The organism is Streptomyces sp. NPDC001231 (assembly GCF_042896885.1).
GTDB lineage: Bacteria > Actinomycetota > Actinomycetes > Streptomycetales > Streptomycetaceae > Streptomyces.
The window spans coordinates 1-25,977 of sequence record NZ_JBIAXS010000055.1 but is presented as its reverse complement, the minus strand read 5'-3'; the positions used below and the strand labels follow the sequence as shown (position 1 = coordinate 25,977).

Sequence of the window (25,977 nt, the reverse complement as noted above, 5' to 3'; positions counted from 1 at the left end):
CCACAGCAACCTCGTCCGGAGTCACACACTCCCAACGCCACACCGGCCCAGAAGGACACGCACCACCACACCCGACCTGACCAAGCCCTACTAGGTGCAATACCGATGACTTATGTAGCACTTCGAGGCTCTGACGTGCGGAAACGCCTTCGCCCGGAGCGTCAGTAGCCGCTTAAGTCACTGGCATTGCCTCTAGGTGTGCTGTCCCGGCAGGTTGGTGACGCGGCTGGCTGGGGTTTGGCCGCCGATGCCGGTGTGAGGTCGGTGGTGGTTGTACCAGTCCAGCCAGTCGGGGAACACCGCCTGCCGCCCGGGCTCTTAGGTGTAGGGCCGCTGGTAGGCCCATTCGTCGAGCAGAGTGCGGTGGAAGCGTTCGACCTTGCCGTTCGTCATGCCGTACGAGACGGGCCTCGCCAGGCGGGAGTTACGCCGCAGGCCCCAGTTCACCCAGCCGTGTTGCTGGGAGCTGCATCAAGGTAGTGGGACGCATACGCAGCAACCCTGCGGTCAGCGGCTTTCGGACGTCAGCCCGACTACTGCCTACGACCGGGCGCGCACCTCGTTTGCTTGGCTGACGACAGCCTGGCCCGCATAGTCCCGAAGCCACTGGGTGCGGCGGACACGCTGCTGGAGGCGGGCGAGGGGCCGACCGACCTCTCCTCCACACCGCTCGCCGGGCTGCACGGCGGGCCCGGCTTCCATCCTGATCAGGACTGAGCGGCGGCGGCTCAGCGGTGAGGGATGCCGGCCCAGCGCCGAGGGTGACTCCCTGGGGGGGGCGACTCGGGGCCGGTGGCGCGCGAAAGAAACGGAAGCCCATATTTTATGACGTCGGTCACAGCGCTCTACCAATCAACCGGCACACTTAGTAGACGTGGCGTGGCAGGTATTTGAGGATTTATCCGTCTTGGCCAGGATATGGATCCCGCCGCGCGTCCCGGAATTCCGCCCGGTCGGCCCGCACGCCCGTTGCCCCGTGATGTAAGGCTTCTGACGCCGCGACAGCTTCCCTTCCTGCCGCCATGTGCGGACCGGAGACCCGTGCACTGCCCAGGCGAGGTCCCCGGGACCTACGAGGCGACGTAGTGGCGGGACCCTTTGCGCTCCCTGTCGAGCCGTTCTAAGAATGACGACCCACAGGACGTCGCCGCAGTTCGGAACCGGTGTTCACGCAGAGTCGACTACACACCGGGTGCTCGGCGTCACCGAGTGAGTAGGAGCCCCCCACATGAAGTCGTCCCGAACGTCCGCGAGACTCCTCGCCCTCGCTCTCGGCCTGGGTCTGGCCTCCGGCGCGCTGGGCGCAGCGGTGCCGGCGAGCGCCCAGCCGGCCGCCACCCCGTCCGCTGCTGCCGGTAGCTCCGTGGCACGGTACGCCGGGTCGATTGAGGAGGCCGCGAACAACAAGGCGTTCTTCGAGGCCGTGCTCAAGTCCGTCGCCGAGAAGCGCGCCGCCCAGCCGAACGCGCAGGCGGTGACTGTCTACTACAACGCCTCCCGGGCACCGAGCTTCCGTTCGCAGATATCGAGCGCGGCCTCGATCTGGAACAGCTCCGAGTCCAACGTCAAGCTCCAGGAGGCGCCGAGCGGTGCCGACTTCTCCTACTACGAGGGCAACGACCCGCGCGGGTCCTACGCCTCCACCAACGGCCACGGAAGTGGCTACGTCTTCCTCGACTACGCCCAGAACCAGCAGTACGACTCGGTCCGCGTCGTCACCCACGAGACCGGGCACGTGCTGGGCCTGCCGGACGACTACAGCGGGCCGTGCAGTGAGCTGATGTCGGGCGGCTACGCCGGCCCGTCCTGCACCAACCGCTACCCAAACGTCACCGAGCGCTCGCGTGTCGACCAGCTGTGGGCCACCGGACTTGCGCAGGCCCCGGGCACGGTGACCAGGCCCGCTGAACACCTGAGCGCTGCACCGCCGGTACGGACTGTGGCGCCGAGCCACGGTCCATGGCATCCGCTCCACAGTACGTCCTGGAGGTGATTGCGTTCCCAAGCGGGAAGCGGCTCGCTGTCGCGGATGGTTTCAGCCACATGCTCAAGACGGTCGTCCGAGCACTCTTGCAGGCTGGCCGACAGACGCTGGTGCTTTGTATGGCTGTCCTGGGAGGGCGGAGCCGGGAGGCGAAGCCAACCGCCCACTGGTTGGAGACCTTGAACGTGGCCAACAGGGCCGGGTCGGTCGCCAACACTGCCAGCCCGGCCACGATCAGCAGAAGCCGGCTCTCTCGCCACCCACCCGCGCCCATATAAGCACCCCCAGAGCTGGGATGGCGGGCCGATTGATCGGTGTCGATCCCCACAAGTCGTCCCACACCGCCGTCGCTGTCGACGTCGCAGGCCACCAGGTGGCCCAGCGCAGGTTCGTCGTCAATGCCGGCACGTTCCGTCAGTTGATGCGCTGGTGCGAACAGTGGCCCGAACGCCGCTTCGCCATCGAAGCCGCCCGGGGCCTGGGCCGAACCCTCGCCCAGCAGCTGGCCGCCGCGGGCGAGAACGGGTCAGACCGCCTCGGGCGGCACCACCGACATCCTCACAGTCAACCGTGGATGTCAGCCGAGGCGGTGGCCTGGAACTCATGCACGACGTCAATCAGGCCGACGATGTGCCGGTTGAACTCCTCCAGCTCTTCCGCCGGCACCCACAGCTCCAGAATCGTCTGACCGCCCGCCTGGCGCACCGGATACCGCTTCACGAACTCCGCGTCGACCTTGAACCGGGTCACGTAGCCGGATCCGGACGCGGGCACGTTCCAGTCGCGGGCGATACGCACGGCGTAGTCCTCGTTCACCACGGGGTAAAAGATGGGCTGCTCCGGCAGACGCGGAGGCCAGGCGGTCCACCCGGACGTCTCGACAAGGGCCAACTCCTCGGGACCGGTCGGACGCCACAGCGTCACTGTCGCTCGTGCCTGCTCATTGGTCATCGTTCGCTCCCCTCCACCGGGCTGGCGGGCGGCTCACCGTATCCGCCCCGACTCGTCTTGAGCCAGCGAGTTCGGTGTCCCCCGCCATCGCAGAGCAAGGTGGGTCTATAACCGCTTTGGGAGAAAGGTAGGGGAGTTTTGCCTGTGACCTGGGGCTTTCATGGCCGAGCTAGCAGGCATGGATACGCCCGTCAGACACCCTTGTAGACCGCGACTGACCCTCGTATCTGGCACGGCTGTGGCACGCGACCTCTTCGTCCCGAACTATCGGCTGCAAGGTCATTACGGTCCAGCGCGCTGGTCGGAGAGTCACCTGGGGCCGTTGGCGGTCAGCTGCGGTCGCGGTGGTTGCTGTACTCCGCTGCTGTACGGCAACGGCTCCGGGAAGTGGGCGCCGGGTTCCACTCTCCGGTTAGGGATCCCGTCACGGGGGCGTTACGGGATGGGACAGCAGGTTCTCAATGATCCACACCGGGGCACCCCACTCACCGGGCGCTCTCCGACTATGACCGATCGCCGTGCTGACCAGTGGCGGAGCGGTGTCGGCGTCCGGCTGGCCGCTGTCTCAGTCCCCGATAGTCCCCGCTGTTCCGCGCACGACCTGACACGACCATTTCATCCCGAGCTCTTGGCTGGCCGATCCACCCGATGCCACGTCACGCGTAGGGGTGGGTGGATAGGAGTTGGGGAAGTTACCGCGGGCGGCGGTGAGATCTCCGGCCGGGGGCAGGTTGGCGACGGTCACGGCTGCCATGGGCAGCGGGTAGCAGCCGGCCTGCCAGGCGTCCAGGCCTCGGGCGTCCTGAAGACCGAGGGCCGTGAGGAAGAGGAAGCCACTCAAGACGGCGAAAGCACACACGGCTCTGCGGCCGTTCTCGCGGCCGTCGCTGAAGATCGCTCGACTGCTGTTCGGAGACGTGACACACCTTCTCAGGCGCACGGACGCACGCCGATCGCCACGGAGTCGGCTCGTGACGCACTACACCTGACTCACCTATATGAATATTTGAGCTGAATGAGAACCCATCCGCATTTCGTAACAGACGGTGTTTTCGGTATGCGCGGGTCTCGCAAGGTGGAGGATCAGTGCGTCTCCGGACGGACCGGTCCGGAAAGTGGTGGGGCGTCAGCCCCACTCGAACAGACAGGCCTGATCATGACGGGTTGAAAAGGGCTGCGGCCCTGGGCGCAGCGACGGTGGCTCTGGCCGCGGGCGCTGCCGTCGGCACGGTCGGCACCGCATCGGCCGCAGCACCAGCCGCCGGTACCGCAACACCACCAGCCGGTACCGCAGCACCACCAGCCGCCGGTATCGGTAATGTCGCACCACCAGCCGCCGGCGTCGCGCCACTGCGTGCAAGCGGCGGGCTACTGGTCACGGCTGTGGCACCCGGGATACCGGGACCGGAACCACCGCGCACACGCCGGCTACTGGACCCGCGTCTGGCACCCCGCCCACCGGGACTGCCTCCGCTAATCCAACAACCGCCGCCACCCTCCGACAGGAGCGACGGCAAACCGACCGGTCTCCGGCGCGTCCCCTCGAAGACGCGCCGGAGACCGCCGTGTCCCGTACCGGGAGACCAATCTATGATCAGCGGGTGGTCCGGGTGAGGTCTTTGATCCAGATCATCGAGGCGCGCAGGTGGAGGCCGGCGAGGTAGCTGCCTGGGGTCTGTCGTATCGGGCGGGACGCCTCGCCAGGCCTTGAGCTTGCTGATCAGGCGCGCGACGGTGTTCCTCTCCTTGTAGAGGTCGGCGTCGTGGCTGACGGGCCGGCCGCCCCCGGGGCCCTTCTTCTTCCGGTTGGCAGCCTGGTCCATCTTCTCCGGGATCACTGCCCTGATGCCGCGCCTGCGCAGATAGGCCTGGTTGCCGCGGGACAAATGGGCCGTGTCCCCGGCGACCGCGTCCGGCCCGGTGCTGGGGCGGCCGACAGTGCCACGGACGCGTATCTTCCCCAGCGCGGGGATGAACTGCGGGCTGTCCGCGGCCTGACCGGCGGTCAGCACGAACGCCAGCGGTCGGCATTTGCGGTCGGCCGCGAGATGAACCTTGCTGGTCTGCCCGCCCCTGGAGCGTCCCAGGAGGGCGACCTTCAGCCATTCGCCGACGCCGGATGCGTCGCCGCTCCTCCCGCTCGGGATCGATATCAGCGTCCTGCCCGTCTTGCTCTTCAAGGCTGCCCCTTTTGACCTGGCCTTCTCCATCTCGGCTGCAGCCCTCTCCAGTACCCCGAGGACGTCCTCGCCCAGGTGCATCCCGGCAGCGTCGTGATGAGCGCGCGGGGTGGTGGAGTCGATGCTGACCAGGGAAAGGTCCACCTCACCCGCTTCGCGGCTTTTGCGGCCAGGCCCTCGAGCAGGACCTCGAAGACGGCGGCGTCACACCAGTGCCGCAAGCGGTTGTGGACGGTCGACCAGGCACCGAACTCCTTCGGCACCTCCTGCCACTGCCCACCGGTCCTGAACCCCCGGCACGACGGACCCGGGGATGAGCTTGATCTTCATGGCGGCCCGCCCCGAACGGCCTTCCGCGGGTGTCACGAAAGCGTGGGAGCGGGCTGTCTATGGCGCTGTTCTGCAGGGACAGGCAACCCACGGTGTGCCCAGATGGGGGCTCACCTTGCTGCGACATGGACGGAAACCGATGACCCGCCGACGTCGGCTTGGTCAGTCGGCATGGCCGGGAACCCAACAGGGCTTCGGCGCGCACGCAGAACCTGCGAGCCAGGATTCGCTCGATTCAGTCGTCAGAACACTTGATTCAAGCGAGGACATCCGCCATTGTGCTTGAAACAACTACATGACTTGCTATTCACGCAGGTGAGGGGGGCCTTCATGGACGACATCGACCGCGCCATCCTGCGGGAGCTGCAGGTCGACGGTCGCATCCCCTACGCCGAGCTGGGACCGAAGGTGGGACTGTCGCCCTCGGCCGCAAGGCACCGGCTGCAGCGATTGATCGACACCAAGACGGTCCAGATCGTCGGGGTGACCGACCCGATGACCATGGGCCAGCAGACGGTGGCGCTCCTCGGCCTGCGCGTCGAAAGCGATTCCCGCGCGGTGGCCGATGAATTGTCCCGGCATGACGAAGTCGTGTACACGGTCCTGACCTCTGGCCGCTATGACCTGTTCGCCGAGGTCGTACGCAGTCGCCCTGGTGATCTTCTGGACTTCATCAACGACGTCGTACGGGCCATCGAGGGCGTCACATCGGTGGAGACCTTCCCCTACTTCGCGATTCACACCCACCGCTTCTTGTGGGAGGTCGACTAGAGACGTCCGAGCGTCCGCGCCGGGCCTGCCCACACCACGCTCCACCCACCAGCCGAGGAACTCCGCATGCCGCACGACGAGTACCGCACCATCGACTTCTTCGCCCAAGGCGCTCTGCCCGCACCCCAGGTGACACTGGCTCAGGCGGAGCGCATCGGCACCCGACACCTTGGCGTCGGTGTGCGTGCGGAGGCGCTGGGAAGCCAGCAGGACGCCAACTTCCTGCTGTACGGCGACGATGGCACGGCCTTGGCCATTCTGAAGATCGCCAACCCTGCCTTCGGCCCTGCGGAGATCGAAGCCCAGGACACCGCGGCCGACCTGATCTGTGCGGCTCACCCAGAACTGCGCATCGCCACCGTCCTGCGCCGCCCCGACGGCTCACCGCAGTGCATGACGGTGGACACCGAGAGCGGGCCGGCCATCGCGCGGCTGATGCGATACCTGCCCGGCGGTCCGCTCTCGGGACCACGGCACCTGTCCCCGAGCACAATGGCGGCCATGGGCACGATCGGCGGAAAGGTCAGCACCGCCCTGCGTGACTTCCACCACCCGGGCCTCAAGCGCGTTCTCCAGTGGGACCTGCGGCACGCCGACCGCGTCGTCGCCAAGCTCGCGGAGCACATCGACGAGCCCGACCGGCGCGCCGCCGTTCAGGCCGCGACCGCCGAGGCCTGGGCGCGGGTCCAGGAGCTTGCCGCCGCGCTTCCGTCTCAGGCGGTGCACCTGGACCTCACCGACGACAATCTCATCTGTTCTCCCGACGGCCGCCTGCCCATGCCCGACGGGGTCATCGACTTCGGTGACGTAACGACGAGCTGGGCGGTCGGCGAACTCGCCGTGTCGCTCTCCTCGATGCTCCACCACGACGGGGTCGAGCCTCATCACGTGCTGGCCGCCGTCCGGGCCTTCCACGCCATTCGGCCGCTGTCCCACAAGGAGGCGGAGGCGTTGTGGCCGCTCGTGGTCCTGCGCGCGGCCGGCCTGGTCGCCAGCGGGCGGCACCAGGCCGCCGTCGACGAGGACAACGCCTACGCCAAGGCCGCGCTCGACCGCGAGTGGCGCATATTCGAGCAGGCCACCCGCCTGCCCCTTCCAGTGATGGTCCACCTCGTCAAGGACGCGATCGGCCTGGCCGACGTGCCTGCCCGCGCCGATTCACCGGCGCACTTCCTGCTGCGCGGCGTCGCCGCCGACGACATCGCTCTGCTCGACCTGTCCACCGGCGCCGACTCCATGGACCGCGGAGCCTGGCTCGAAGCCGGCACCGAGGACCGGCTGGTGGCCTCCGCACTCGCGGACGGAGCAGCCGCGGTGGCCACCCGGTACGCGCATCCGCGGCTCAGTCAGGCTCCGGCGTTGTCAGCCGTTTCCGCTCCCACGGTGCCCACCGGCATCGACCTGTGGCTCGGCCGGCCTGCCGTGGCGCAGGCCCCCGCCGCGGGGAATGTCCTCGCCGCGGCACCGGGCCGTGTGGAGATCGCGTACGGCCCGCAGGCGCTGACGTTGTCCTTCGCCCGCACGGTTCACCCAGTGGTTTCCGCCGGCTCGACGGTCCAGGCGGGCGAGGACCTCGCCCATCTCCCCACCAAAACCTCGCTCCACCTTGCGCTGCGCAACGCCGACAGCCCTTCCGTCCCTCCGTCGGTGCGCCCCGAGTACGCCGCCGGCTGGCTCGCGCTCACCGCAGACCCCGCCCCGCTGATCGGTCTCCGGGCCGCCGGCCGTGCGCAGGACGGGGACCTGCTCGACCGACGTGACGCCGTGTTCGCGACCGTGCAGGAGCACTACTACGCCGAACCTCCCCGCATCGAGCGTGGCTGGCGTCACCATCTGCTCTCCACCGACGGCCGCTCCTACCTCGACATCGTCAACAACGTGACCCCGCTGGGCCACGCGCACCCCCGCGTCGAGCAGGCGGTCTCCCGGCAGTTGCGACGGCTCAACACCAACTCGCGATTCCACTACGCGTCGGTGGTGGAGTTCACCGAACGCCTCGCCGCCCTGCTGCCCGAGCCCCTGGACACGGTGTTCCTGGTCAACTCCGGTTCCGAGGCGGTGGATCTGGGCCTGCGGCTGGCCATCGGTGCCTCCGGGCAGCACGACGTCGTCGCACTGCGCGAGGCATACCACGGCTGGACCTACGCCTCCGACGCGGTCTCCACCTCACTCCAGGACAACCCGAACGCCCTGGCAACCCGGCCGAGTTGGGTCCGCACCGTGGACTCGCCCAATTCCTATCGCGGCCTGCACCGCGGGGCGGATGCGGTGTGCTACGGGCCCGAGGCCGCCGCGGTGATCGACGAGCTGGCCGCCTCCGGTCGCCCGGCAGGAGCCTTCCTCAGCGAGACCTACTACGGCAACGCCGGTGGAGTGGCCCTGCCCGACGGCTACCTCGCCGAGGTGTACGCGGCGGTCCGCCGCCACGGCGGTCTGGCCGTCGCCGATGAGGTCCAGGTCGGCTACGGCCGCCTGGGACACTGGTTCTGGGGCTTCGAGCAGCAGCAGGTCGTCCCTGACGTCGTCTGTGTCGCCAAGGCCATGGGCAACGGGCACCCCCTCGGCGCCGTCATCACGTCCAAGTCGGTTGCGGACCGGTACCGCGACCAGGGTTACTTCTTCTCCTCCACCGGTGGCAGCCCGGTCTCCAGCATCGTGGGCCTCACCGTCCTGGACACCCTGCGCGATGAGGATCTCCAGGGCAATGCGGTGCGCGTCGGCGGCCGTCTGAAGAGCCGGCTTCAGGCACTGGCCGACCGCTACGGCATCATCGGCGCCGTCCACGGCTCGGGCCTCTACCTCGGCCTCGAACTCGTCCGGGACCGCGTCACCTTGGAACCCGCCACGGAAGAGACCGCCGAACTCTGCGACCGCATGCTCGACCTCGGCGTAATCGTCCAGCCCACCGGCGACCATCTCAACATCCTTAAGATCAAGCCGCCGTTGTGCATCGACGCCACCGCGGTGGACTTCTTCGTCGACATGCTGGACCACGCCCTCGCCCAACTCGGCCACTCCCGCTGACGCCGTACGTCCGCAGGCCGGATCTGACGCTGCCTCCGAGACGGGTGCCGGTCCGTCGGCGCAGTCGTCGTCTCCGGCACGCTCGCACCCGGCGGCGGGTACGGCACCCACCTCAAAAGGCGGCTCGTCCAACGGTGTGTGCGACATCCGTCCGGGTCCGGATGTCCTCCAGGACGGCATCGAGGCAATCCCCGACCGCCGGCAAGCACGTCCGCGGACGGGCCTGTGACGCCGGCGCCCTGGCACGCCGGCGACCGGACGGAATCCGGGGCGTGGGCGGCGGCTCCCAGCCTTTGCCTCGGTGGTGCCGTTGCCCTCCGGAGGGCCATGGGGTGAACCGGCCCGCGGCCGGTTCGGCCGGCCGGCCGCGCGCCAGCAGGTGCTTCGCCTTCGACCGCGGTGCCTCCACCCGCGCCGGCACCACGTCCATGCCGAACGCGGCGGCCGGCCCCTGGCAGATCACCGGCCCCTGCCCGAGCCAGGGCCGGTCGGCCGCCGCCTTGAGGATGCGCTGGCAGTCCACCGACAGCGCCGGCCGGTCAAGTCCCTCGCGCCACACCGGCGCCTGCGACTTCGGCTTCGCCGCCTCCGCCGGCCGCGGCGCCGTTGCGCCCCGCCCCTCGGCGGCCGGCACACTCTCGTCGGCCCGGGCACGGTCCTGCCCAGTCCCGTCCGCCGGGGCCGGCACCTCGCCGGCCCTCGAGCGGGCTATCGCCCGCTCCTGCCCTTCCCGCTCGGCCACGGCCGGCTCGGCCTGGATACGGTCGGGCTCCTCCCGCAGTTCATCCACCGACGGCGAGGACCCAGCTCGCGCTGTTCCAGCAGCCCGGCCACCGACGGCATCCACGACCCCCGCAGGCAGCGACGGCATGACAAGCCGCCACCCCCCAGATCGCCAGCCCTGTGCTCCACCAGCGAAGACGCAACCCTAACGTGCGGAAAGACAACAGCTCCCAACACGCACATTGTGATCCGGACTCAGAACAGGCCCGACTGCTGCCTTGCCTGATCCGCGTACTCGAGCGGGACAAAGCCATTCGTCCCGGCGGACCCACGGGGTGCTGTGGGCCGGTCACCCGTGCCGGCGCAGGTCGTGGAAGAAGTCCTCGATCACGTTGAGCTCTCCGGAGCGGTCCGTCTCGTCGTAGACGTACTTGCCGACAGCGAGGTCGAGTACTCCGAGGCCGAACGGCGAGAAGACCACGGGCCGGCCGGTGGGGGGCGTTACTCGTCCGCTCATGACGTCGGCGAGTGTGCCGTGCAGGAAGCCGCGGTTGCCGATGAGCTGTTCGGCCAGGTGCGGGGAGGTGTCTGCTTTGAGGCAGTGTTCGACGTCGTCGACGATGTTGGTCGAGGCGAGGATGATCTCCGGCGCCAGGTCGCGCAGGGACACATGCAGAACCAGTGGGTTGTGGTGGAACCAGGCCGGGTCGCTGACGTGTGGCTCGCCCGCAACGGTGGCGAACACGACGAGGTCGCTGGAACGGACGAGGTCCTCGGGGCTGCCATGTGCGGTGATCCGTGCGGCGCTGCCGGTCTGTTGGAGGTGGTCGCGGAATCCCGCTGCGCTGCGGTGGGACAGGTCATAGGCACCGATCTCGTCGAAGGACCAGCCCACGGCGGTCAGGAAGGTGTGAATGTAGCGGGCGATCAGGCCCGTACCGAAGAACCCGATGCGGGTGGGCCGTTGCCGGTTGCGGGTGAGGTGGTCGGCGGCCAGTGCTGCGGATGCGGCGGTTCTGGTGGCGCTGATGATGGAGCTTTCCAGGCAGGCGAAGGGGTAGCCGGTGTCGTGATCGTTGAGGATCAGGACGGCGGACGCCCTGGGGATGCCGGCCTGGACGTTGTCGGGGAAGCTGGAGATCCATTTGAGGCCGTCCACCTGCGCCTGACCGCCGATCGAGGCGGGCAGCGCGATGATCCGGGAGGCGGGTCGGTCGGGGAAGCGCAGGAAGTAGGAGGGAGGATTGACCGACTCCCCCGCGGCGTGCAGCCGGTAGGTGGCCTCGATGAGGTCCACGATCTGCGCTTCCCTGTCCTGCAGGGCGTGCTGGACCTGGGCGCCGGAGATCACTGCGAACGGGGGCACGGTGTGCGGCTGGGGCATGACGGGCTCCATTGCCGTGGAGGGGACGGTGGTCATTGGGCGCTCATCTCGCCGACCGGCGGGCACGAAAGGGGGCTCAGCGACTCTGCCATGGCGACAAGCACCTCACGTGGTCCGTGGAAGGCCTCCCTGCTGTGTGCGGTGCGCACATTGTCGACGAGCATGAGGTCGCCGGCCCGCCAGGGTTCGCGGGCGGTGTGGGCGGCGTAGGTGTCGTTGAGGAGCTGAATGATGTCCGGGCCGATGGCGTCGCCGCCCCCGAAGCGGGTGTTGAACGGGAGCGACTCGGCGCCATGGACGTCGATGAGGTAGTCGCGGATCTCGGGATCGATCGTCCATTCGTTGAGGAAGGCGATCTGGTTGAACCAGCAGCGGCGGCCGGTGACCGGGTGGGCCGTCACGGCGGGGCGGCGCTGGCGGGTGCGCAGGCTGCCGTCGGGTTGCCAGTCGCATTCGATACCGGCTGTGCGGCAGTAGTCCTCGATGGCCCTGCGGTCATCGGTGCCGAAGGCCTCGCCGTAGGGGGCGCCGATCTCGTCGTTGTAGGTGCGCGAGAGCAGCCAGCCTTCTTGTTCGAAGCGGTGGACCAGATCGGTGGGCAGTGCCTGAAGGACGGTGGCGGCGTCGGCGACGGCGGTGGCTCCGCCGGTCGTGGGTGCGGTCAGACACGCGAACAGCATGAGGCCAGGGGGCTGGAGTGTGTAGCTGAGTTCGTGGTGCATACACATCGGCTGGTTCGGCGGCCATGCGGAGGAGGAGTACACGCCCGGTGTGTAGGTCCGGCGGGGGGCGAAGGATTCCTTGTCGGTCATCAGGGCCGGGGCCAGGCGGTGGAGGACGTCGGCGGCCCGGTCCGCGTCGCGCAGATGCAGCCCGCGGATGAGGACCGCGCCGTGTTCGGTGACCAGGGTGCGCAGTGCGCGGTGGTGTTCCGCTGCCCAGGCGGGTGCCTCATCGGCGGTGTCCACGTGCAGGATCGGGGGTTTGCCGGGATTCAGCTCCACGTCGAGGAGGGGGGACACCGGTGTCGGGTATGGCATGGTGCTGTTCCTTTCGATTCGATGCGGTTCAAAGAGAGGTCATCGGTTTGGCTGTGGGGCGCTCGCGCCGATGGTCGAGCAGGGCAGCGAGGTCGGTGAGGACCGGGTGGGCGATGATGTCTTTGAGGGTCACGGCGCGGTCCAGGGCCACGGCGAGTTTCACCGCCGAGAGGGAGGTGCCGCCGCGGTCGAAGAAGTGGTCGCGGCGTCCGATGTGGTCCTGGGGCACGCCGAGGACGTGCCCGAAGGCGGCCGCCAACCGCTGCTCGGTCGGTGTGGCCGGCGCCTGGTGATCGTCCTCGCTGGTGGCGAGTTGTGTGGCGAGCGCCGTCAGCGCCTTCTTGTCGATCTTGCTGTTGGCGGTCAGCGGCAGGCTCGCGCGCCAGTGGAAGGCCGCCGGGACCATGTAGGTGGGCAAAGACGCACCCAGCAGGTCGTTGAGGGTTTTCGGGTCGACGGGCTTCACGGCCAAGTAGAAGGCGACCAGATGCTTGCTCTGATCGGCGCGTTCGGCCACCACCACCGCGCCGTCGCGGATGCCGGGGAGGCCAAGTAGCGCGTTCTCGATCTCGCCGATCTCGATCCGGAACCCGCGGATCTTGACCTGGGCGTCGCGGCGGCCGAGGAACTCCAGTTTCCCCGAAGGATGCCAGCGCCCGTAGTCGCCGCCGAGATGGAGCCGTGTGCCAGGGCGTTGCGGATCGGCCAGGTAGGCCGCTCGCGTGCGTTCGGGATCGTTGATGTATCCGCGGCCGACGCAGACCCCGGAGAACGCGATCACGCCCGGGGCGCCCAGTGGCACGGGTGCGAGGTGTTCGTCAACGACGTAGATGTGCACGTTGTTGACCGGGCGGCCGAGCAGGATGCGTTCCGGCGCTCGGTGCATGACGTCGTGATTGGTGTCGTCCGAGGTCTCGGTGAGCCCGTAGGCGTTGACCAGCGCGATTTTGGGCTGAGCGGTGAACCAGCGCTCGGCGGTCTCCTTCTTCAGTGCCTCCCCGGTGACCGACAGGTATCGCAGGTCGGGCAGCGCCCGGGGGCGCTGTTCGAGCTCGGTCAGGACGGCTTCGAGGTAGGAGGGCACGAGCTGCAGGACGGTGACCCTGCCGTCGGTGACGGTGTCGAGGAATCGGGGGATGTCGAGGATGGCGTCCTGTTCGACCAGCAGGGTTCGCCCACCGGTCAGCAGGGCGCACAGCAACTGCCACAGGGAGATGTCGAAGCACTGTGGCGCGGTCTGGGCGACCACCTGCCCCTCGCCGATCCGGAGGTCGTCGATCTTGGCGTAGAGGTGGTTGAGCAGGCCGGCGTGTTCGCACATTGCGCCTTTGGGCTCACCGGTCGAGCCGGAGGTGAAGTAGATGTATGCCAGCTGGTCGGGCGTGACGTGGATGCCGGGATCGTCGTCTGCGTGGGATTCTTCGTAGGCCGCCTCGACGAAGAGCCTCTCGGTGCCGGGCCGGGACTCGAGTGCCTGGTCGAGGGTGGTGGTGCTGCCGGGTTCGGTCAGCACCAGGGTGCAGTCGGCGCGGGAGAGGATGGCAGCGATGCGTTCGGCCGGGAAGTGCGGCTCGATGGGGAGGTAGGCGCCTCCGGATTTGAAGACCGCGAGGACGGCGGCGAGCCAGTCCAGGTGACGTCCGGTCACCACCGCGACGACGTCCTCGGGGGCGAGTTGGCGGTCTGCGAGGGCGCGGGCCAGCCGGTTTGCCCGGGCGTTGAGCTCCGCATAGGTCCACTGCCGGCCGGCGTGAACGGCGGCGATGGCATCCGGGTGCATCCGCACCCGGTCCTCGAACAGTTCATGTACCCTCGCGCTGGGCAACTCCCTTGTCGGTCCGGCCAGTCGGTCGAGCTGGAAGCGCAGTTCCTCATCGGACAGCAGGCTCTGGCGCGCGTGTTCTGCATCGGGGTCGGCGGTGATCAGCGCAAGCGCCCTCACGTGATAGCCGGCGATGCGGGCGGCGCTGTCGGCGTCGAGCCTGTCGGTGCGGTAGAGCAGTCGCAGCACGAGTCGGCCGTCGTGGGGCCGGATGCCCACCCGCAGCGTAGTGTCCCCGGTGAGGTCCCCGTCGGTCGTGGTGGGATCGAGAATAGTCTCGAACAACGGCCCGTTCAGGCCCAGTTCGCGCTTGAGATGGTCGATGTCCGAGGCCGGGACATCCTGGTGCGTCAGAAGTTCGGCGGTCGCCTGGTGGGTGGTGTGCAGCAGTTCCCTCCATGAGGCGGGTGCGGTGGTGAGCCGGCAGGGCAGCAGGTTGCCGCCGTGGGTGACGTAGCCGGTGGTGATCTGCTGCTCGGCGGACAGCGCCGCGAGGACCTTGGCGTGCGTCGCCAGCAGAAGCGAGTCAAGCGGTATCGCCAGTTCGTCAGCGAGCCGGCACAGCCCGGTGACGATGCCTTCGGGGACTTGTGTCTCGTACTGGCTCACGCCGGGCACCGGGTGGAGGGTCCAGCGTGGGACGGGGGTGAATTGGCCGGTTGTCAGTACGTCGCGCCAATACTCCAGATTGTTTCGGGTGGGGTTCGGGTGCGTTGCCATCGGTTCGTCTCCTGTGCTGGTGGCTGTGCGGCGGTGTCAGTTGCCATGGGCTCGGGCGGCGTCGGCTTCCGGGCGGTCCTCAAGGGGGATTTCGCCTCCCGGCATGTCCTGGGCCGGGTTGCCCGCCCACTGGGCGTGCGGGGGGATTTCCTCGCCCTTCATGAGGAAGGAGTCAGGGGCGAGCACAGCGCCGTCGCCGATCGTCACGCCGTAGTGGACGAACGCGCCGACCCCGAGGGTGCAACCGCTGCCGAGCGTGCTGCGGTCGGACTTGAAGGCGCCGTCCTCCTGCGAGTGGCACTGGATCACGGTCCCGGCGTTGAGCGTGCTGTCGTCGCCGATGGTGACGAGGGTGCGCTCCGGGAGGAAGCAGCCGTCGTCGAAGACCCGTTTGCCGATCCGGGCCCCCAAAAGCCGCCAGATGACGTTCTTGAAGGGGGTGCCGTTGAAGACCTGGATGTAGTCGACCGACGCCATCTTCCAAAAGCGTTCGTGGTGCCAGAAGCCGGGCTCATAGATCGAGCAGTACAGCGGCTGCTGCGCTGTGAAGCCGGTGGAGGCCCGTTCGATCAGCGCGAAGTGGACGACGGTGAACGTGAAGGTGAGGACGGTGGCCAGGGCGATCGCCGGTGCACCGAGCGAGGGATAGAGGCTGGCCGCGCCCATGGTGACAAGGGTGATCACGAAGAGGTGGCTCCACCTCGCCAGCAGGTACAGGCCGGCGGTTGCGGCATTGTGCCTGTTCTTGGCGGTCAGGCGGCGGCGCAGCTCATCACCGGTCTGCAGATGGTTGAACCTGTTGTCCCGCAGCACTGTGCGCGGTATCTCGAAGCTGGGTGAGCCCAGCAGGCCCACGCCTTCACGCACCGGACCATCGGTGGGGACCATGACTTTCGTGGCGAGCAGGCAGTTGTCGCCGGTCCTGCCCTGGGAGGGGTAGGCGACCCGGTTCCCGAGGAAGTTCCGGGGCCCGATCGACACGCGGGAAAGGCGGAAGGACGTGCTGGAGAAGTCAGCGTTCATGAGGGACAGACCGTCGGCGATCATGGTGCCGGTGCCGACAGAGCTCAGGTAGGGGTTGTCGTGCTGCACCTCGGTGCCGAAGTTCGACCCGGTCTGCTCGATGCGGGACAGGTCGTACCCGAGGTAGCGCAGGTAGTGGACGATGCCGGAGCTGTCGCCGAAGAGCGTGGTGAAGAACTTCCTGTTGGTCATCAGCGCGATCACCCGCTGGATGCCGTAGTGGAAGCCGTACAACGGATAGACCTTGCCGGGCTTGATGGCCTTGTTGAGGACACGCGGCACGATGCCCAGGACCAGGAGGCCGCCGAGTGCCGCGCCGCAGAACACCGTCGAGGAGATGATCAGGGCATCGACGAAGAACGTCTCGCCGGCCACCGGCCGGGGGTCCACAAGCGGGTGAAGCAGCGGGACGCCGGCCAGCAGAGCGCTCACGGCGCCCATCGTCAGCGGCAGCCACACCACCAGCAGACTCAGCAGTTGCAGAACACCGTACGCGGCCCTCTTGCGGGTGGGGCAGTCGGCTGGGCCGACCCTCCCGTAGTCCACGTCGGCCGACTGCGCCGGCGAGCCGTGCCAGCGTTCACCGGCGGGCACCACCTGGCCGCCGTGCAGGGAGGAGGCGTGGCCCAGCTGGGCGCCGTCGCCCATCTCGGCTCCGATGTCGAGGACCGTGTGCTCGCTGATGAGCACATTGCTGCCGAGCGTGACCCGGCCGGTCTGGATCAGCCCGCCGTGGGCGCGGTAGCAGGACAGCAGCACATCCTTGCGGACGACCGTACCGTCACCCACGGTGAGCAGGTCGGCGCAGACCGGGATCGTGCGGGTGAGGATCGTGACGCCCCTGCCGATCCGCGCGCCGAGCGCCCTGAGGTAGAGCACGTAAAGCGGTGAGCCGGTGAACAGCCGCAGGGGACTTGTGCGGATCAGGGTCTTGACGACCCAGAACCGCAGATACTCCACGCCCCACAAGGGAAACTCGCCCCCTCGCCAGCGGCCGATGAGTGTCCATTTCGCCACGACCGGGACGGCACACAGCCCCAGGAAACCCCCGCCGGCACACAGAGCCGACCGCAGATAGAGGTCGACCAGACCCGAGCCCGCAAAGATCCACGCGTGGCCTGCGGCGGCGGCGAAGGCGGTCACCAGGCAATACCCCAGGAAAAACAAGGACTGCAGCAATCCGCACACGATGTACCGCACCGTGGCGGCCCGAGCCCTTACACCGGCCGGCGCCCGCGTGACCGGAGCCCGCGTGACCGGTGCCTGCGCCTCCGCGAGCGAAGACGGGGACGGGACGGGAGCAGGCGCGGCGTCGAAGAGCGCGACGGCCAGGCTCCGGATGGTGGGATACCGGTAGATGTCCTTCATCGACACCGCCGGCAGGTCCTCCCGCTTCCTCACCCGCGCACAGAACTGCGCCATCACCAGGGAATCCGCGCCCAGGTCGTTGAAGAAGTGACTGTGCGGCGGCACCCGCTCCACACGAACGACGCCGGCCAGCACCTCAGCCAGACACCTCTCGATGCCGGCCGCCGGACCGGCCGCCCCGTCGTCCTGGAAGGCCGAGATGTCAGCCGGATCAGCCGCCATTGCGTCCATCATCTTGTCTGGCACGAGAACTCCTCGAAGGCATTTCCTCAGCGTGTACGGATGCGTGACACCCGGCCTCTTCAGTAGGCCCGCCCGGAAAGTCCCTGTCCTGCCCCTGAACTTCGGGACTTGACATCGAAGTCCCGGCATTGACAATGAGCCACTTCATACTCGCCGCAGCATGGCCCCTTGATCACCGCGCGTCGCGCCGCCCACCACCGCGCCGCCGCCCCGGATCAATCCACGGGCCCATCACCCGGCAACCGCATCGCACACCACCGCCCCGCACGCCGCCTTACCGGCAGGGACCACGAGGCAGGACACAGGGCGCCAACCGATGGCGACCGGACCCGGAAAACGGCCACTGACCCCGGTACCGCAACAACCGGACCCCGACGCGCCGCATAAACGCGCACAGAGCGCGCGTCAAGTCCCGAATTTCGGTGGCATGACACGACCGCTCCGACTCGGGCGCACTGGACCCCGTCGCGCCGCATAAACGCGCACAGAGCGCGCGTCAAGTCCCGAATTTCGGTGGCATGACACAGCCGCTCCGACTCGGGCGCACTGGAGACATTCCGGCGAGCCGCAGCCCGCCACCGAACCTCTCCCTGCACGGCACAAACACGGACCGGCCGCAGGGAGGACTCCTGTAGTCGCAAGGAGACGACATGCCTGTCATATCCGCCCCCCAGGCCTACAACGAGGACGACCTCTACGTCGACCTCGAGAAAATCTTCGAATACCCGCTGTTCCTCAAATGCGAGGGATTCAATTTCACCGGCTCGATCAAACTCAAGGCCGCCATCGAAATGGTCGAGACCGCCGAACGCGACGGACTGCTGACACCGGACTCGGTCCTGGTCGAGTCATCCTCGGGCAACCTCGGCGTGGCCCTGAGCGTGATCGCGGCCAACAAGGGATACCAGTTCCTGTGCGTGACCGACTCCCGCTGCAACCCGGCAACCAGGAAGATGATGGAAGCCCTGGGCAGCCAGGTCCACGTCATCACCGAACCCGACCCCGTCGGCGGACTCCTCGGCGCACGCATCGACCACGTCCAGGCACTGTGCGCCCGCGACCCGCGCTACGTGTGGCTCAACCAGTACGCCAACCCCGGCAACAGCGCGGCCCACTACCAACACACCGCCCCGGCCATCGCCCGGCAGTTCCCCGACCTGGACGTACTATTCGTCGGCGCCGGCACCACCGGCACCCTGATGGGCTGCGCACGCTACTTCCGCACCTGGCACCGACCAGTACACATCGTCGCCGTCGACACCACCGGCTCGGTCACCTTCGGAGGCACCCCCGGCCCCCGCATGATCCCCGGGCTGGGCACCAGCCTGCGCCCCCCACTCCTCGACGAGTCCTACATCGACGACGTCATACACGTCGAAGAAACCGACACCATCCACACCTGCCACCAACTCGCCCGGCACGGCTACCTCTTCGGCGGCTCCACCGGAACAGTAGTCAGCGGCGCAATCACCTGGCTGACCCGACACGAGGAACGGGAACTGACCGCCATAGCCATCGCCCCGGACCTGGGTGAGCGGTACCTGGAGACCGTCTACCAGACCACCTGGGTGCAGGACCTGTGCGGCGACGACGTCCTCAACTCCCGGTCACCGACCACGACACCCCAGGCAGCCCGACCCCGGCCGAAGACGGCCGCATGATCGACGGCCGGCGACAACCACCACCCACCCAGGCCTTACGTCACCTGACGGTCAGTCAGCTGCGGGGAGCGCTGCGAGACAGACGCGCACGGGGCGGGGCAGCGGCATACAACGTCCGCCTGGAAGAGGCCAAAGCTTGCGCACTCGTCCTCATCGGCGTCCGCGCGGACGGCAGCAAGGAACTGGTCGCACTCAAGGACGGCTACCGCGAATCGGGCGAGTCCTGGGCGGACCTGCTGCGCGACTGCGCCCCCCGGGGGCAGGCGCGCCCCGGTCCTGGCGGTCGGCGACGGCGCTCTCGGCTTCTGAAAGGCCCCGGCCGAGGTCTTCCCCGCCTCCCGGCAGCAGAGGTGCTGGGTTCACAAACCGCCAACGTGCTCAACGCTCTGCCGAAGTCGGCCCAGCCCGGCGCCCGCAGGGCACTTCGGGGGTTGCTCGAAGGCGTCCCAGATCACGAGGTCGGCCGTCGCGGTGATGCGGGCCACGAGAGGCCAGCATCACCACTCGCCGCATTCACACCCGAGAACGGGTGTCTTCGGCCCCATCGCGTTGGTGGACCGTCCGAGGAAGTGGCCCTGATCGGGCCGAACCGGAAGAACTGCGGGACCAGACAACCGTAGGCGTCGCCTGCGGGCTTCATCCCGGCGGCGATTGCCGATCGACACCTTGCGCTTCTCGAAGTGCGCGAGGAAGGCGTCCCATTCCTCCTCGGTGGGCGTCCGACACTCATCGCCGGGTCGGGTAGCCCTGCGGCGGGCGATGAAGGCGCGACGGGCCTCGATCGTCTCGGCCGGGCAGATCGCCCATCTCCCCCACCGGCCGCCCCAGTTCGTAGGAGGCGGCCTTTAAGGCCCATGGGCGTGAGGTTGCGCCGGGTGTCCCCGCCTGAGGACTTCCCGCCGTTCTCCACCAGGCCGTGCCTGCGCAGATCGGAGAGCGCCCCGAGGTGCGAGGCGGTGCGGGCCTGCTTCCGCTCGGAGGGCGTCTTCTTCCACTTCCCCGCCATCAGCTCCGCCCCTTCCTCGTTGCTCGCACGAGCCACCTGCCGGGCGCCGGCCACGCCCGGCCGCAGAGGGCATCCGGCCCCCGGACCCGGTGATCTCCTCCTCCACGGACATCACTACAAAGTTTGACAACGCGGCGCACGGCCGGATCTCCGTGGTGACCTGCGGGTTTTCCGTCCACTTCGGCGCCGGGCACCAAAGTGGCAACCCAAGTGCGTACCGCAGGAGGCCAGGATGGCTTGCCCGGCGCTGGTCGAGCCCATGGTCGGGGCAGGCACACCGGGCGCCGGCTCCTGGTCGGTGTGCCGTCATCGCTGTGGCTCCTTCGCTCCGAACCGCCCTTCGGTGGGCGGTGATCGAGGGAGCAGCGTGCACGGGACCCCCTTGTCCGCGGTCTGACGGCGGCCGGTAGCGAGTGTGGTCGAGGGGAAACGCGGCGGTGGTCGGTGTGGTAGCGACCTGGACAAGGGTGATGGTCGGGCTCGTGGTCGGGCCGACCATGACGGACGATAGCGTCGGACGTCCGGCGGATGAGAACGACCGGGAGTGCGGTGCTCTTCAGCCCGTCGGCACGTCGGGACACCAAGTCCATCTCGCCGAGCGCCTTCGCCGGGCTGCGAGACATAGCTCTCGTAGAGAGCCCAGAGAAGTCCGGGACCCTGAAGGGTGTGGAGGCAAGCCCGGATCACATACGTGCTGCGATGCTTGCCCAGCAACGGATACTGCTGGTGACGGACGCAACGCAGGTGGCGAAACCGGTGACGGCCGAGCGGGACAAGATGAAGACCGCCGTGCTGAAGAAGTACTTCACGCCAGTGGCTGACGAGCAGGTCCGTGGTCGGCGGGTGACGGTGTATCAGCGGCTTGCGGCTGCTCATTGACCGGCGAGGCAAGACCACCTTCGAACTCGTAACCGGTCGGGCTGTGCGGACCCGCCACTCGGGCGGCCTTCAGGTGCCCAATGATCCGCACAGAGTTCCAGCAGTCCGCACGCAGTCCGTAAGACACCCAGACGCCCCTTACGTAAGATCACAAAACCAGACTGGAGTACTAATCCGGCTCGGCCGGATGCGATCATCGGACTCTTCGAAGGAGCCAGTGCCGGCATCGTCCAGGCCGCCACCGCCCTCGATCTCACCATTCCGTCCGACGTACAAGTCGCCCAGGACATCGACGACGCATCGACGCACACGGTGGCACCTTCCATCACCGCCCTGGACCAGCATGCCGACGCACAGGCCCAGGCAGCTTGGGCCGCGTCCGCCGACCTGGTGGAGCTGGGTGTCGTCCGCGGCATCGTCGAACCGACCGGCTGAATCGCACGAGCGGCGCCGTCTCCCGGGTCCCACGGGGGACGGCGCCGCCGCCCCTGTTATTCGGGGTGGCGCCGCTTGCGGCTCACCCCATGGCTCCAGCGGCCGGGGCGCGTCACTTCACGCCGACCGCCCGGATGATCTCCTGGGTGACTTGGCCGCCCCGGTTGTCGCGGGCGGATGCGCGCAGCGAGACGTACTGCGCGTCGGCGGGCACCTTCAGGGTGCCGCGCCAGGCGGCCTTGTTCCCGTCGCGGTCCAGGCCGACGGACGTCCAGGTCTGGCCGTCGTCGTACGACACCTGGAGGGTGCCGTCGCCAATGGTCCCGGTGTCCGGCGCGCCCTTGACGTACTCGGAGCAGATCCCGACGGGCAGGCGATGCCCGGCGCGGACGTCGCCCGCGAGGTCGGTGTCGACGTCGAAGCCGAGGTTGATCAGCGGCAGGACCGTCCACCTGTCGGCGGGCGTCTCGGCGGACTTGAAGGTCCACTCGGCGTGGCCCTTCGTGGACAGCTTCCAGCGCTCAGGGTCGAGCGCGGTGTCGGTGACGACCTTGTAGGTGCGCTCGGCCGGATCGGTGTTCCGCGCGTACCCGGCCGAGCCGGTGCGCCGGTCGACGCGCGCCCCGTCGACGTAGACCTCGGTGGTCTGCTGGAGGGACGTGTCGTTCCACACGTCGCCGAAACCGGTGTGGTCGGGTCCGGAGTCGCCCCAGCCGGGGGTGTTGAACTGGAGGTCGTTCCCGGCTCGCTGCTGGCCCCAGCCGAGCCCGGTGCCGAGCCAGGGGTGCCAGACCGGCTTGAACCAGTCGACCTCACTGCGCGTGCCGCCCCGGTAGGTGACCAGGCCGCTGCGCTCCTCGATGCCGCGGGGCACGGTGATCACGGACTCGTGCCACTGCTGGCCGGGGCCGGTGGAGACGTAGGCGGTGCGCTCGGCCGGATTGTCGATGCGCTCCAGGAAGCCGATGCCGTAACGGAAGGTGTCGGTGATGGAGAAGCGGAACTCACCGCCCTGGGCGGGCTTCACCGCGTGGAACTTGTCGTCCAGCCGGGCGAGTTCGCTCTTCTTCGGGGTGTACATCAGGTTGCCCGGGATGGCGCCGGGGTGGCCGTTGGACAGGTCGTAGACGTAGGGCGTGTTGCGGGTGCTCGTGAGCTTGACGTGCTTGCCGGACTTGGCCGCGGCCAGCAGCCGGGCACCGTCGGCGGCATTGACCGTGGCGATAAGCAGAGACCGGTCGGTGCGGTCGGCGTTGCCGAACCAGGCCATCAGCCGGCCCGGCTTGTCGTCGGTGACGAGCAGGGCCTTGGCGCCCGCGTCCTCGGCCGCCTGAGCCATCTCGATGGGCGAGATCGCGCCGGTGGCGCGGACGACGACGGCCTTGCCACGCACGTCCTTGCCCGTGTAGTCGGCCGGTGCCCCGTTGCCCGCGTCGACGACGGTCACGGTGCTGCGGGCGTCGGTGAGGGTGCTACCGGACTGGACGGTGGCATCGTCCAGCGGCGTGCCGCCCGCCTCGACCTCCAGGAGCGGCTTGCCGAGCCGCCAGACCGTGCGGTACTCGAAGGTGCCGTCGGTGACCTTTTCGGTGGGGGCGGCGAAGATGCTGTCGTAGGTCAGGGGCACCTGGACCGCGCCGAGCAGGTCGGCGCCGTTCGCCTTGCGGCTGTACTCCATGAGCAGCTGTCGGGTCTCGGTGCGCTGGTCGACCTTGGCGCTGATCTCCTTCAGCTGCCGCCCGTCCAGGGTGACCTCGCGGTCCTGGTCGAGGGTGATCTGGGGGGCGGCGAGGAAGCCGAGGCCGAGCGAGTCGGCGCCGTGGCTGCCGCGCACGTCGAGGAAGGACGTCAGGTTGTACGTGCCCGGGTTCAGCCGCAGCTTCAGGGTGCCGGAGTCGCCGACATACGCCGGGAAGGGGTCGTCGCCCTTGGCGAGTTGCTGCAGCGTGACGCGTGCGGCGGTGGCGGCGCCGTCGCGGTCCTTGACGTGGACGGTGAGCGTGTACCGCTCGTTCTCCTTCACCAGACCGAAGACGGTGTGCGCGACGGGGGCACCGTCGGCGCTCGCCACGATCTGTCCGCTGGTGTTGCCGACGGCGGCCTTCGCGCCGTCACCGGTCACCGTGGTGGACGCGGTGCCGTGCGCGGGCACGGTCAGCGACGTGTCGGCGAGCGAGACGACGCCGTCGGGAGCGCCCTGCGCGGCCAGGCTCAGCTCGACCGGCTGGTTGGACGAGTTGGAGTAGGTGAGCGTTTTGGTCACCGGCTTGTTGTCCGCGTAGGGCCAGCTGTAGAAACCCAGGTCGGCGCTGCCGGTCGCGGTGATCCGCGCGTTGATCGCGGCGGGCACGGAGACCCGGCCCGCGCCCAGTGCGTACGCGGACGCGCCGAGCTGCTTCGAGGTCGACATCAGCGCGTCCTTGAGCTGCGCGCCGGTCCAGTCGGGGTGCTGCTGGGCGAGCAGTGCGGCGACGCCCGCGACATGCGGCGTCGACATCGACGTACCGCTCTTCGAGGTGTAGTAGCCGCTGCCGCTGGTCAGCTGGGAGCGGGCGGCGAGGATGCTCACGCCGGGCGCGGACACGTCGGGCTTGAGGGCGTTGTCGCCGGTGCGGGGGCCCTGGCTGGTGAAGGACGCGGCCCGGTCGGCGGAGTCGACGGCGCCGACGGTGAGCGCGGAGTCGGCGGTGCCGGGCGAGCCGATCGTGCCGGGGGCGCCGGAGTTTCCGGCGGCGATGACGAAGAGGGCGCCGGTCTCCTTGGAGAGCGTGTTCACGGCCTGCGCCATCGGGTCGGTGCCGTCGCTGCCCTCCGAGGAGCCGAGGCTCATCGAGACGACCTTGGCGTGCACGTCCCGCGCGGCCCACTCCATCCCGGCGATGATCTGCGACTCGCTCCCGAAGCCCTGGTCGGTGAGGACCTTGCCGACGGCGAGGGTGGCGTCGGGCGCGACACCCTTCTCCTTGCCGTCCGACGCGGCGCCGCTACCGCCGACGGTGGAGGTGACATGGGTGCCGTGTCCGTTGCGGTCGGCGACCTCCTGCCCCTCGATGAAGCTCTTCGACTGGGAGACGCGTCCCGCGAGATCCGGGTGCTCGGCGTCGACGCCGGTGTCCAGCACGGCGACCGTCACGCCCTTGCCGGTGAGTCCGGACTCCCAGGCCTGGGGTGTGCCGATCTGCGCGTTGGACTCGGCCATGTCGCCCTTGACGCGCCCGTCGAGCCAGATCTTCTCGATGCCGTCGGCGAAGCGCGCGCCGCTTGAAGTCGCCGCGCGCGCGGCGGGCTTGGCGGCATCCGAGGCCACAGCACGCCAGAAGTCACCCTCCTGGTCGGCGCGGACCGCGGAACCGCCGATGCTGGGCAGGGACCGCACCTTCTCGGCGCCCCGCGGCACATTCTGCAGCGTCCGCTCGCTCCTGCCATAAGTGACGATCAGCGGCAGCCCATCCGCAGCGCCTTTGTCACCGTCGGCAAAGCCCTGGCGTATCAGCTCGCTCACATCGAACAGCCGCGCGTCGAGGACACCGGCGTTCAGATACGGCAGCGCCTCGTCCGGGATGACGGTGATCTGGCCGTTCGTCGTCTCGGTGCGGACGGCGCCGGTGGCACCCTTCGGGCGGTCCACGCTGACCGTCCTCTTGCCCTGACCAAGGTCGGTGACGGTGACCTTGTCGCCGGTGACGAGCGTGACCGTCGCCTGCTTGCCACCCTGTGCCGTGCTCTTCTCCCTGCCAATGATGGGCCTTTCCCCCGAGGCACCGTCAGACGGGGTACTCGCCCCCGAAGGCGCGACCGCGGTGACCGCCAGGACGGCGGCGGTCGCCGCGCCCAAGGCCATACGCGTTATGGGACGCATGAGTCTCCCTATTATGGGCGTGAGCATGTCAAATTGGTGCGGGCATGTCATCCTGCCGCGCCGCATCTTGGCAGATGCGCAGATCGCACAGGGATGCTCCAACGTGGCGGGTTGCACCCGTGTCGGCTATCCGTCATGACGGGTTGCGCGGCCGCGATGTGGGCTACGGGCCTGACAGTGGGCTACGACGACTTCCGCCGTCGGCCATGTCGTCTCAATTGGATTGCAGGTTCGGGCTCTATTAAGCGCCTGCTGACCTGCGATGCGGCAAGAGTTTAGAAAATGATCAAGAGGAGCCTGGGCCGCGAAGATCCGGACTGCTGGGGCAATGGCCAGCAAGGGTGCAGGGATTGAGAGGGCGTTTGAAGTGGACGTTGGACCATCAGGCGAATGTGCAGGTCATCGTGGACGCAGACACGCGCCTGGTGGTGGCTGCCGCCCGCCCGGTGCCAGGCACGACAGCGGATGCGAAGGCCTGGGGGGCCTCCCCCTGAATGGTGGACACGCTGATACTGGGTCTGCTTGATCCGGAGGAAGCGAGAACACCGCCGATGGCGATGAAGGACTACTCGGA

General features: G+C 68.4%; 14 protein-coding genes and 4 pseudogenes. 9 read left to right on the top strand and 9 right to left on the bottom strand.

Features of this window, described 5'->3' with window-relative positions:
* Positions 1 to 192: 192 nt before the first annotated feature.
* Positions 193 to 429, bottom strand: a pseudogene (locus ACFY3J_RS37810) (integrase core domain-containing protein); the annotation flags it as partial.
* A 138-nt stretch (positions 430 to 567) separates the two neighbouring features.
* Here ACFY3J_RS37810 and ACFY3J_RS37805 point away from each other — a divergent pair.
* Positions 568 to 717 carry a hypothetical protein gene (locus ACFY3J_RS37805; RefSeq protein WP_384187551.1) on the top strand — a complete coding sequence of 50 codons (150 nt, stop codon included), beginning with the start codon at positions 568 to 570 and terminating at the stop codon, positions 715 to 717.
* A gap of 511 nt (positions 718 to 1,228) precedes the next feature.
* Complete coding sequence (snpA, locus tag ACFY3J_RS37800) at positions 1,229 to 1,993, top strand: snapalysin (RefSeq protein ID WP_390842797.1); 765 nt, start codon at positions 1,229 to 1,231, stop codon at positions 1,991 to 1,993.
* A 555-nt stretch (positions 1,994 to 2,548) separates the two neighbouring features.
* Here snpA and ACFY3J_RS37795 read toward each other — a convergent pair.
* Positions 2,549 to 2,935, bottom strand: coding sequence for an ADP-ribosylation/crystallin J1 (locus ACFY3J_RS37795; protein WP_390842796.1), 387 nt, complete (start codon positions 2,933 to 2,935; stop codon positions 2,549 to 2,551).
* 1,594 nt (positions 2,936 to 4,529) lie between these two features.
* Positions 4,530 to 5,405, bottom strand: a pseudogene (locus ACFY3J_RS37790) (transposase); the annotation flags it as partial.
* 370 nt (positions 5,406 to 5,775) lie between these two features.
* On the opposite strand from ACFY3J_RS37790, the gene ACFY3J_RS37785 reads away from it, so the two are divergent.
* A complete protein-coding gene (locus ACFY3J_RS37785; protein ID WP_384187543.1) occupies positions 5,776 to 6,216 on the top strand; it encodes an Lrp/AsnC family transcriptional regulator in 441 nt (146 codons plus the stop codon).
* Positions 6,217 to 6,282: 66 nt separating this feature from the next.
* Complete coding sequence (locus ACFY3J_RS37780; RefSeq protein WP_390842795.1) at positions 6,283 to 9,240, top strand: aminotransferase; 2,958 nt, start codon at positions 6,283 to 6,285, stop codon at positions 9,238 to 9,240.
* A 112-nt stretch (positions 9,241 to 9,352) separates the two neighbouring features.
* Here ACFY3J_RS37780 and ACFY3J_RS37775 read toward each other — a convergent pair whose 3' ends face one another.
* From ACFY3J_RS37775 to ACFY3J_RS37755, 5 genes are all read right to left on the bottom strand, one after another.
* The gene (locus ACFY3J_RS37775; protein ID WP_390842794.1) at positions 9,353 to 10,111 is read right to left on the bottom strand and encodes a hypothetical protein; all 759 of its coding nucleotides are present in this window, start codon (positions 10,109 to 10,111) and stop codon (positions 9,353 to 9,355) included.
* Positions 10,112 to 10,312: 201 nt separating this feature from the next.
* The gene (gene sbnB, locus ACFY3J_RS37770; RefSeq protein ID WP_384187537.1) at positions 10,313 to 11,383 is read right to left on the bottom strand and encodes a 2,3-diaminopropionate biosynthesis protein SbnB; all 1,071 of its coding nucleotides are present in this window, start codon (positions 11,381 to 11,383) and stop codon (positions 10,313 to 10,315) included.
* Positions 11,380 to 12,387, bottom strand: a complete 1,008-nt coding sequence (locus ACFY3J_RS37765; protein WP_390842793.1) for a TauD/TfdA family dioxygenase — start codon at positions 12,385 to 12,387, stop codon at positions 11,380 to 11,382. The genes sbnB and ACFY3J_RS37765 overlap by 4 nt, the downstream gene beginning before the upstream one ends.
* A gap of 28 nt (positions 12,388 to 12,415) precedes the next feature.
* Entirely contained in the window at positions 12,416 to 14,929 is a 2,514-nt protein-coding gene (locus ACFY3J_RS37760; protein WP_390842792.1) for an amino acid adenylation domain-containing protein, read from the bottom strand.
* Between the two features lie 36 nt (positions 14,930 to 14,965).
* A complete protein-coding gene (locus tag ACFY3J_RS37755) occupies positions 14,966 to 17,554 on the bottom strand; it encodes a Pls/PosA family non-ribosomal peptide synthetase (RefSeq protein WP_390842799.1) in 2,589 nt (862 codons plus the stop codon).
* A 659-nt stretch (positions 17,555 to 18,213) separates the two neighbouring features.
* On the opposite strand from ACFY3J_RS37755, the gene sbnA reads away from it, so the two are divergent.
* The 4 genes and pseudogenes from sbnA (at position 18,214) to ACFY3J_RS37735 (ending at position 21,544) form a co-directional block, all read left to right on the top strand.
* Positions 18,214 to 19,224: a 2,3-diaminopropionate biosynthesis protein SbnA gene (gene sbnA, locus ACFY3J_RS37750; protein ID WP_384187529.1), complete on the top strand. Its 1,011-nt coding sequence runs from the start codon at positions 18,214 to 18,216 to the stop codon at positions 19,222 to 19,224.
* Between the two features lie 113 nt (positions 19,225 to 19,337).
* Positions 19,338 to 19,652: pseudogene (locus tag ACFY3J_RS37745) on the top strand (transposase); the annotation flags it as partial.
* Positions 19,653 to 20,779: 1,127 nt separating this feature from the next.
* Complete coding sequence (locus tag ACFY3J_RS37740; RefSeq protein ID WP_390842791.1) at positions 20,780 to 21,109, top strand: hypothetical protein; 330 nt, start codon at positions 20,780 to 20,782, stop codon at positions 21,107 to 21,109.
* Between the two features lie 147 nt (positions 21,110 to 21,256).
* On the top strand, positions 21,257 to 21,544 hold the full coding sequence (locus ACFY3J_RS37735; protein ID WP_390842798.1) for a substrate-binding domain-containing protein: 288 nt from the start codon (positions 21,257 to 21,259) through the stop codon (positions 21,542 to 21,544).
* A gap of 112 nt (positions 21,545 to 21,656) precedes the next feature.
* Here the strand turns inward: ACFY3J_RS37735 and ACFY3J_RS37730 are convergent, their stop codons facing one another.
* Positions 21,657 to 25,403 (bottom strand): S8 family serine peptidase, encoded by a 3,747-nt coding sequence (locus ACFY3J_RS37730; RefSeq protein ID WP_390842790.1) that lies wholly within the window; start codon positions 25,401 to 25,403, stop codon positions 21,657 to 21,659.
* A gap of 386 nt (positions 25,404 to 25,789) precedes the next feature.
* On the opposite strand from ACFY3J_RS37730, the pseudogene ACFY3J_RS37725 reads away from it, so the two are divergent.
* Positions 25,790 to 25,891: pseudogene (locus tag ACFY3J_RS37725) on the top strand (IS5/IS1182 family transposase); the annotation flags it as partial.
* Between the last annotated feature and the right edge of the window lie 86 nt (positions 25,892 to 25,977).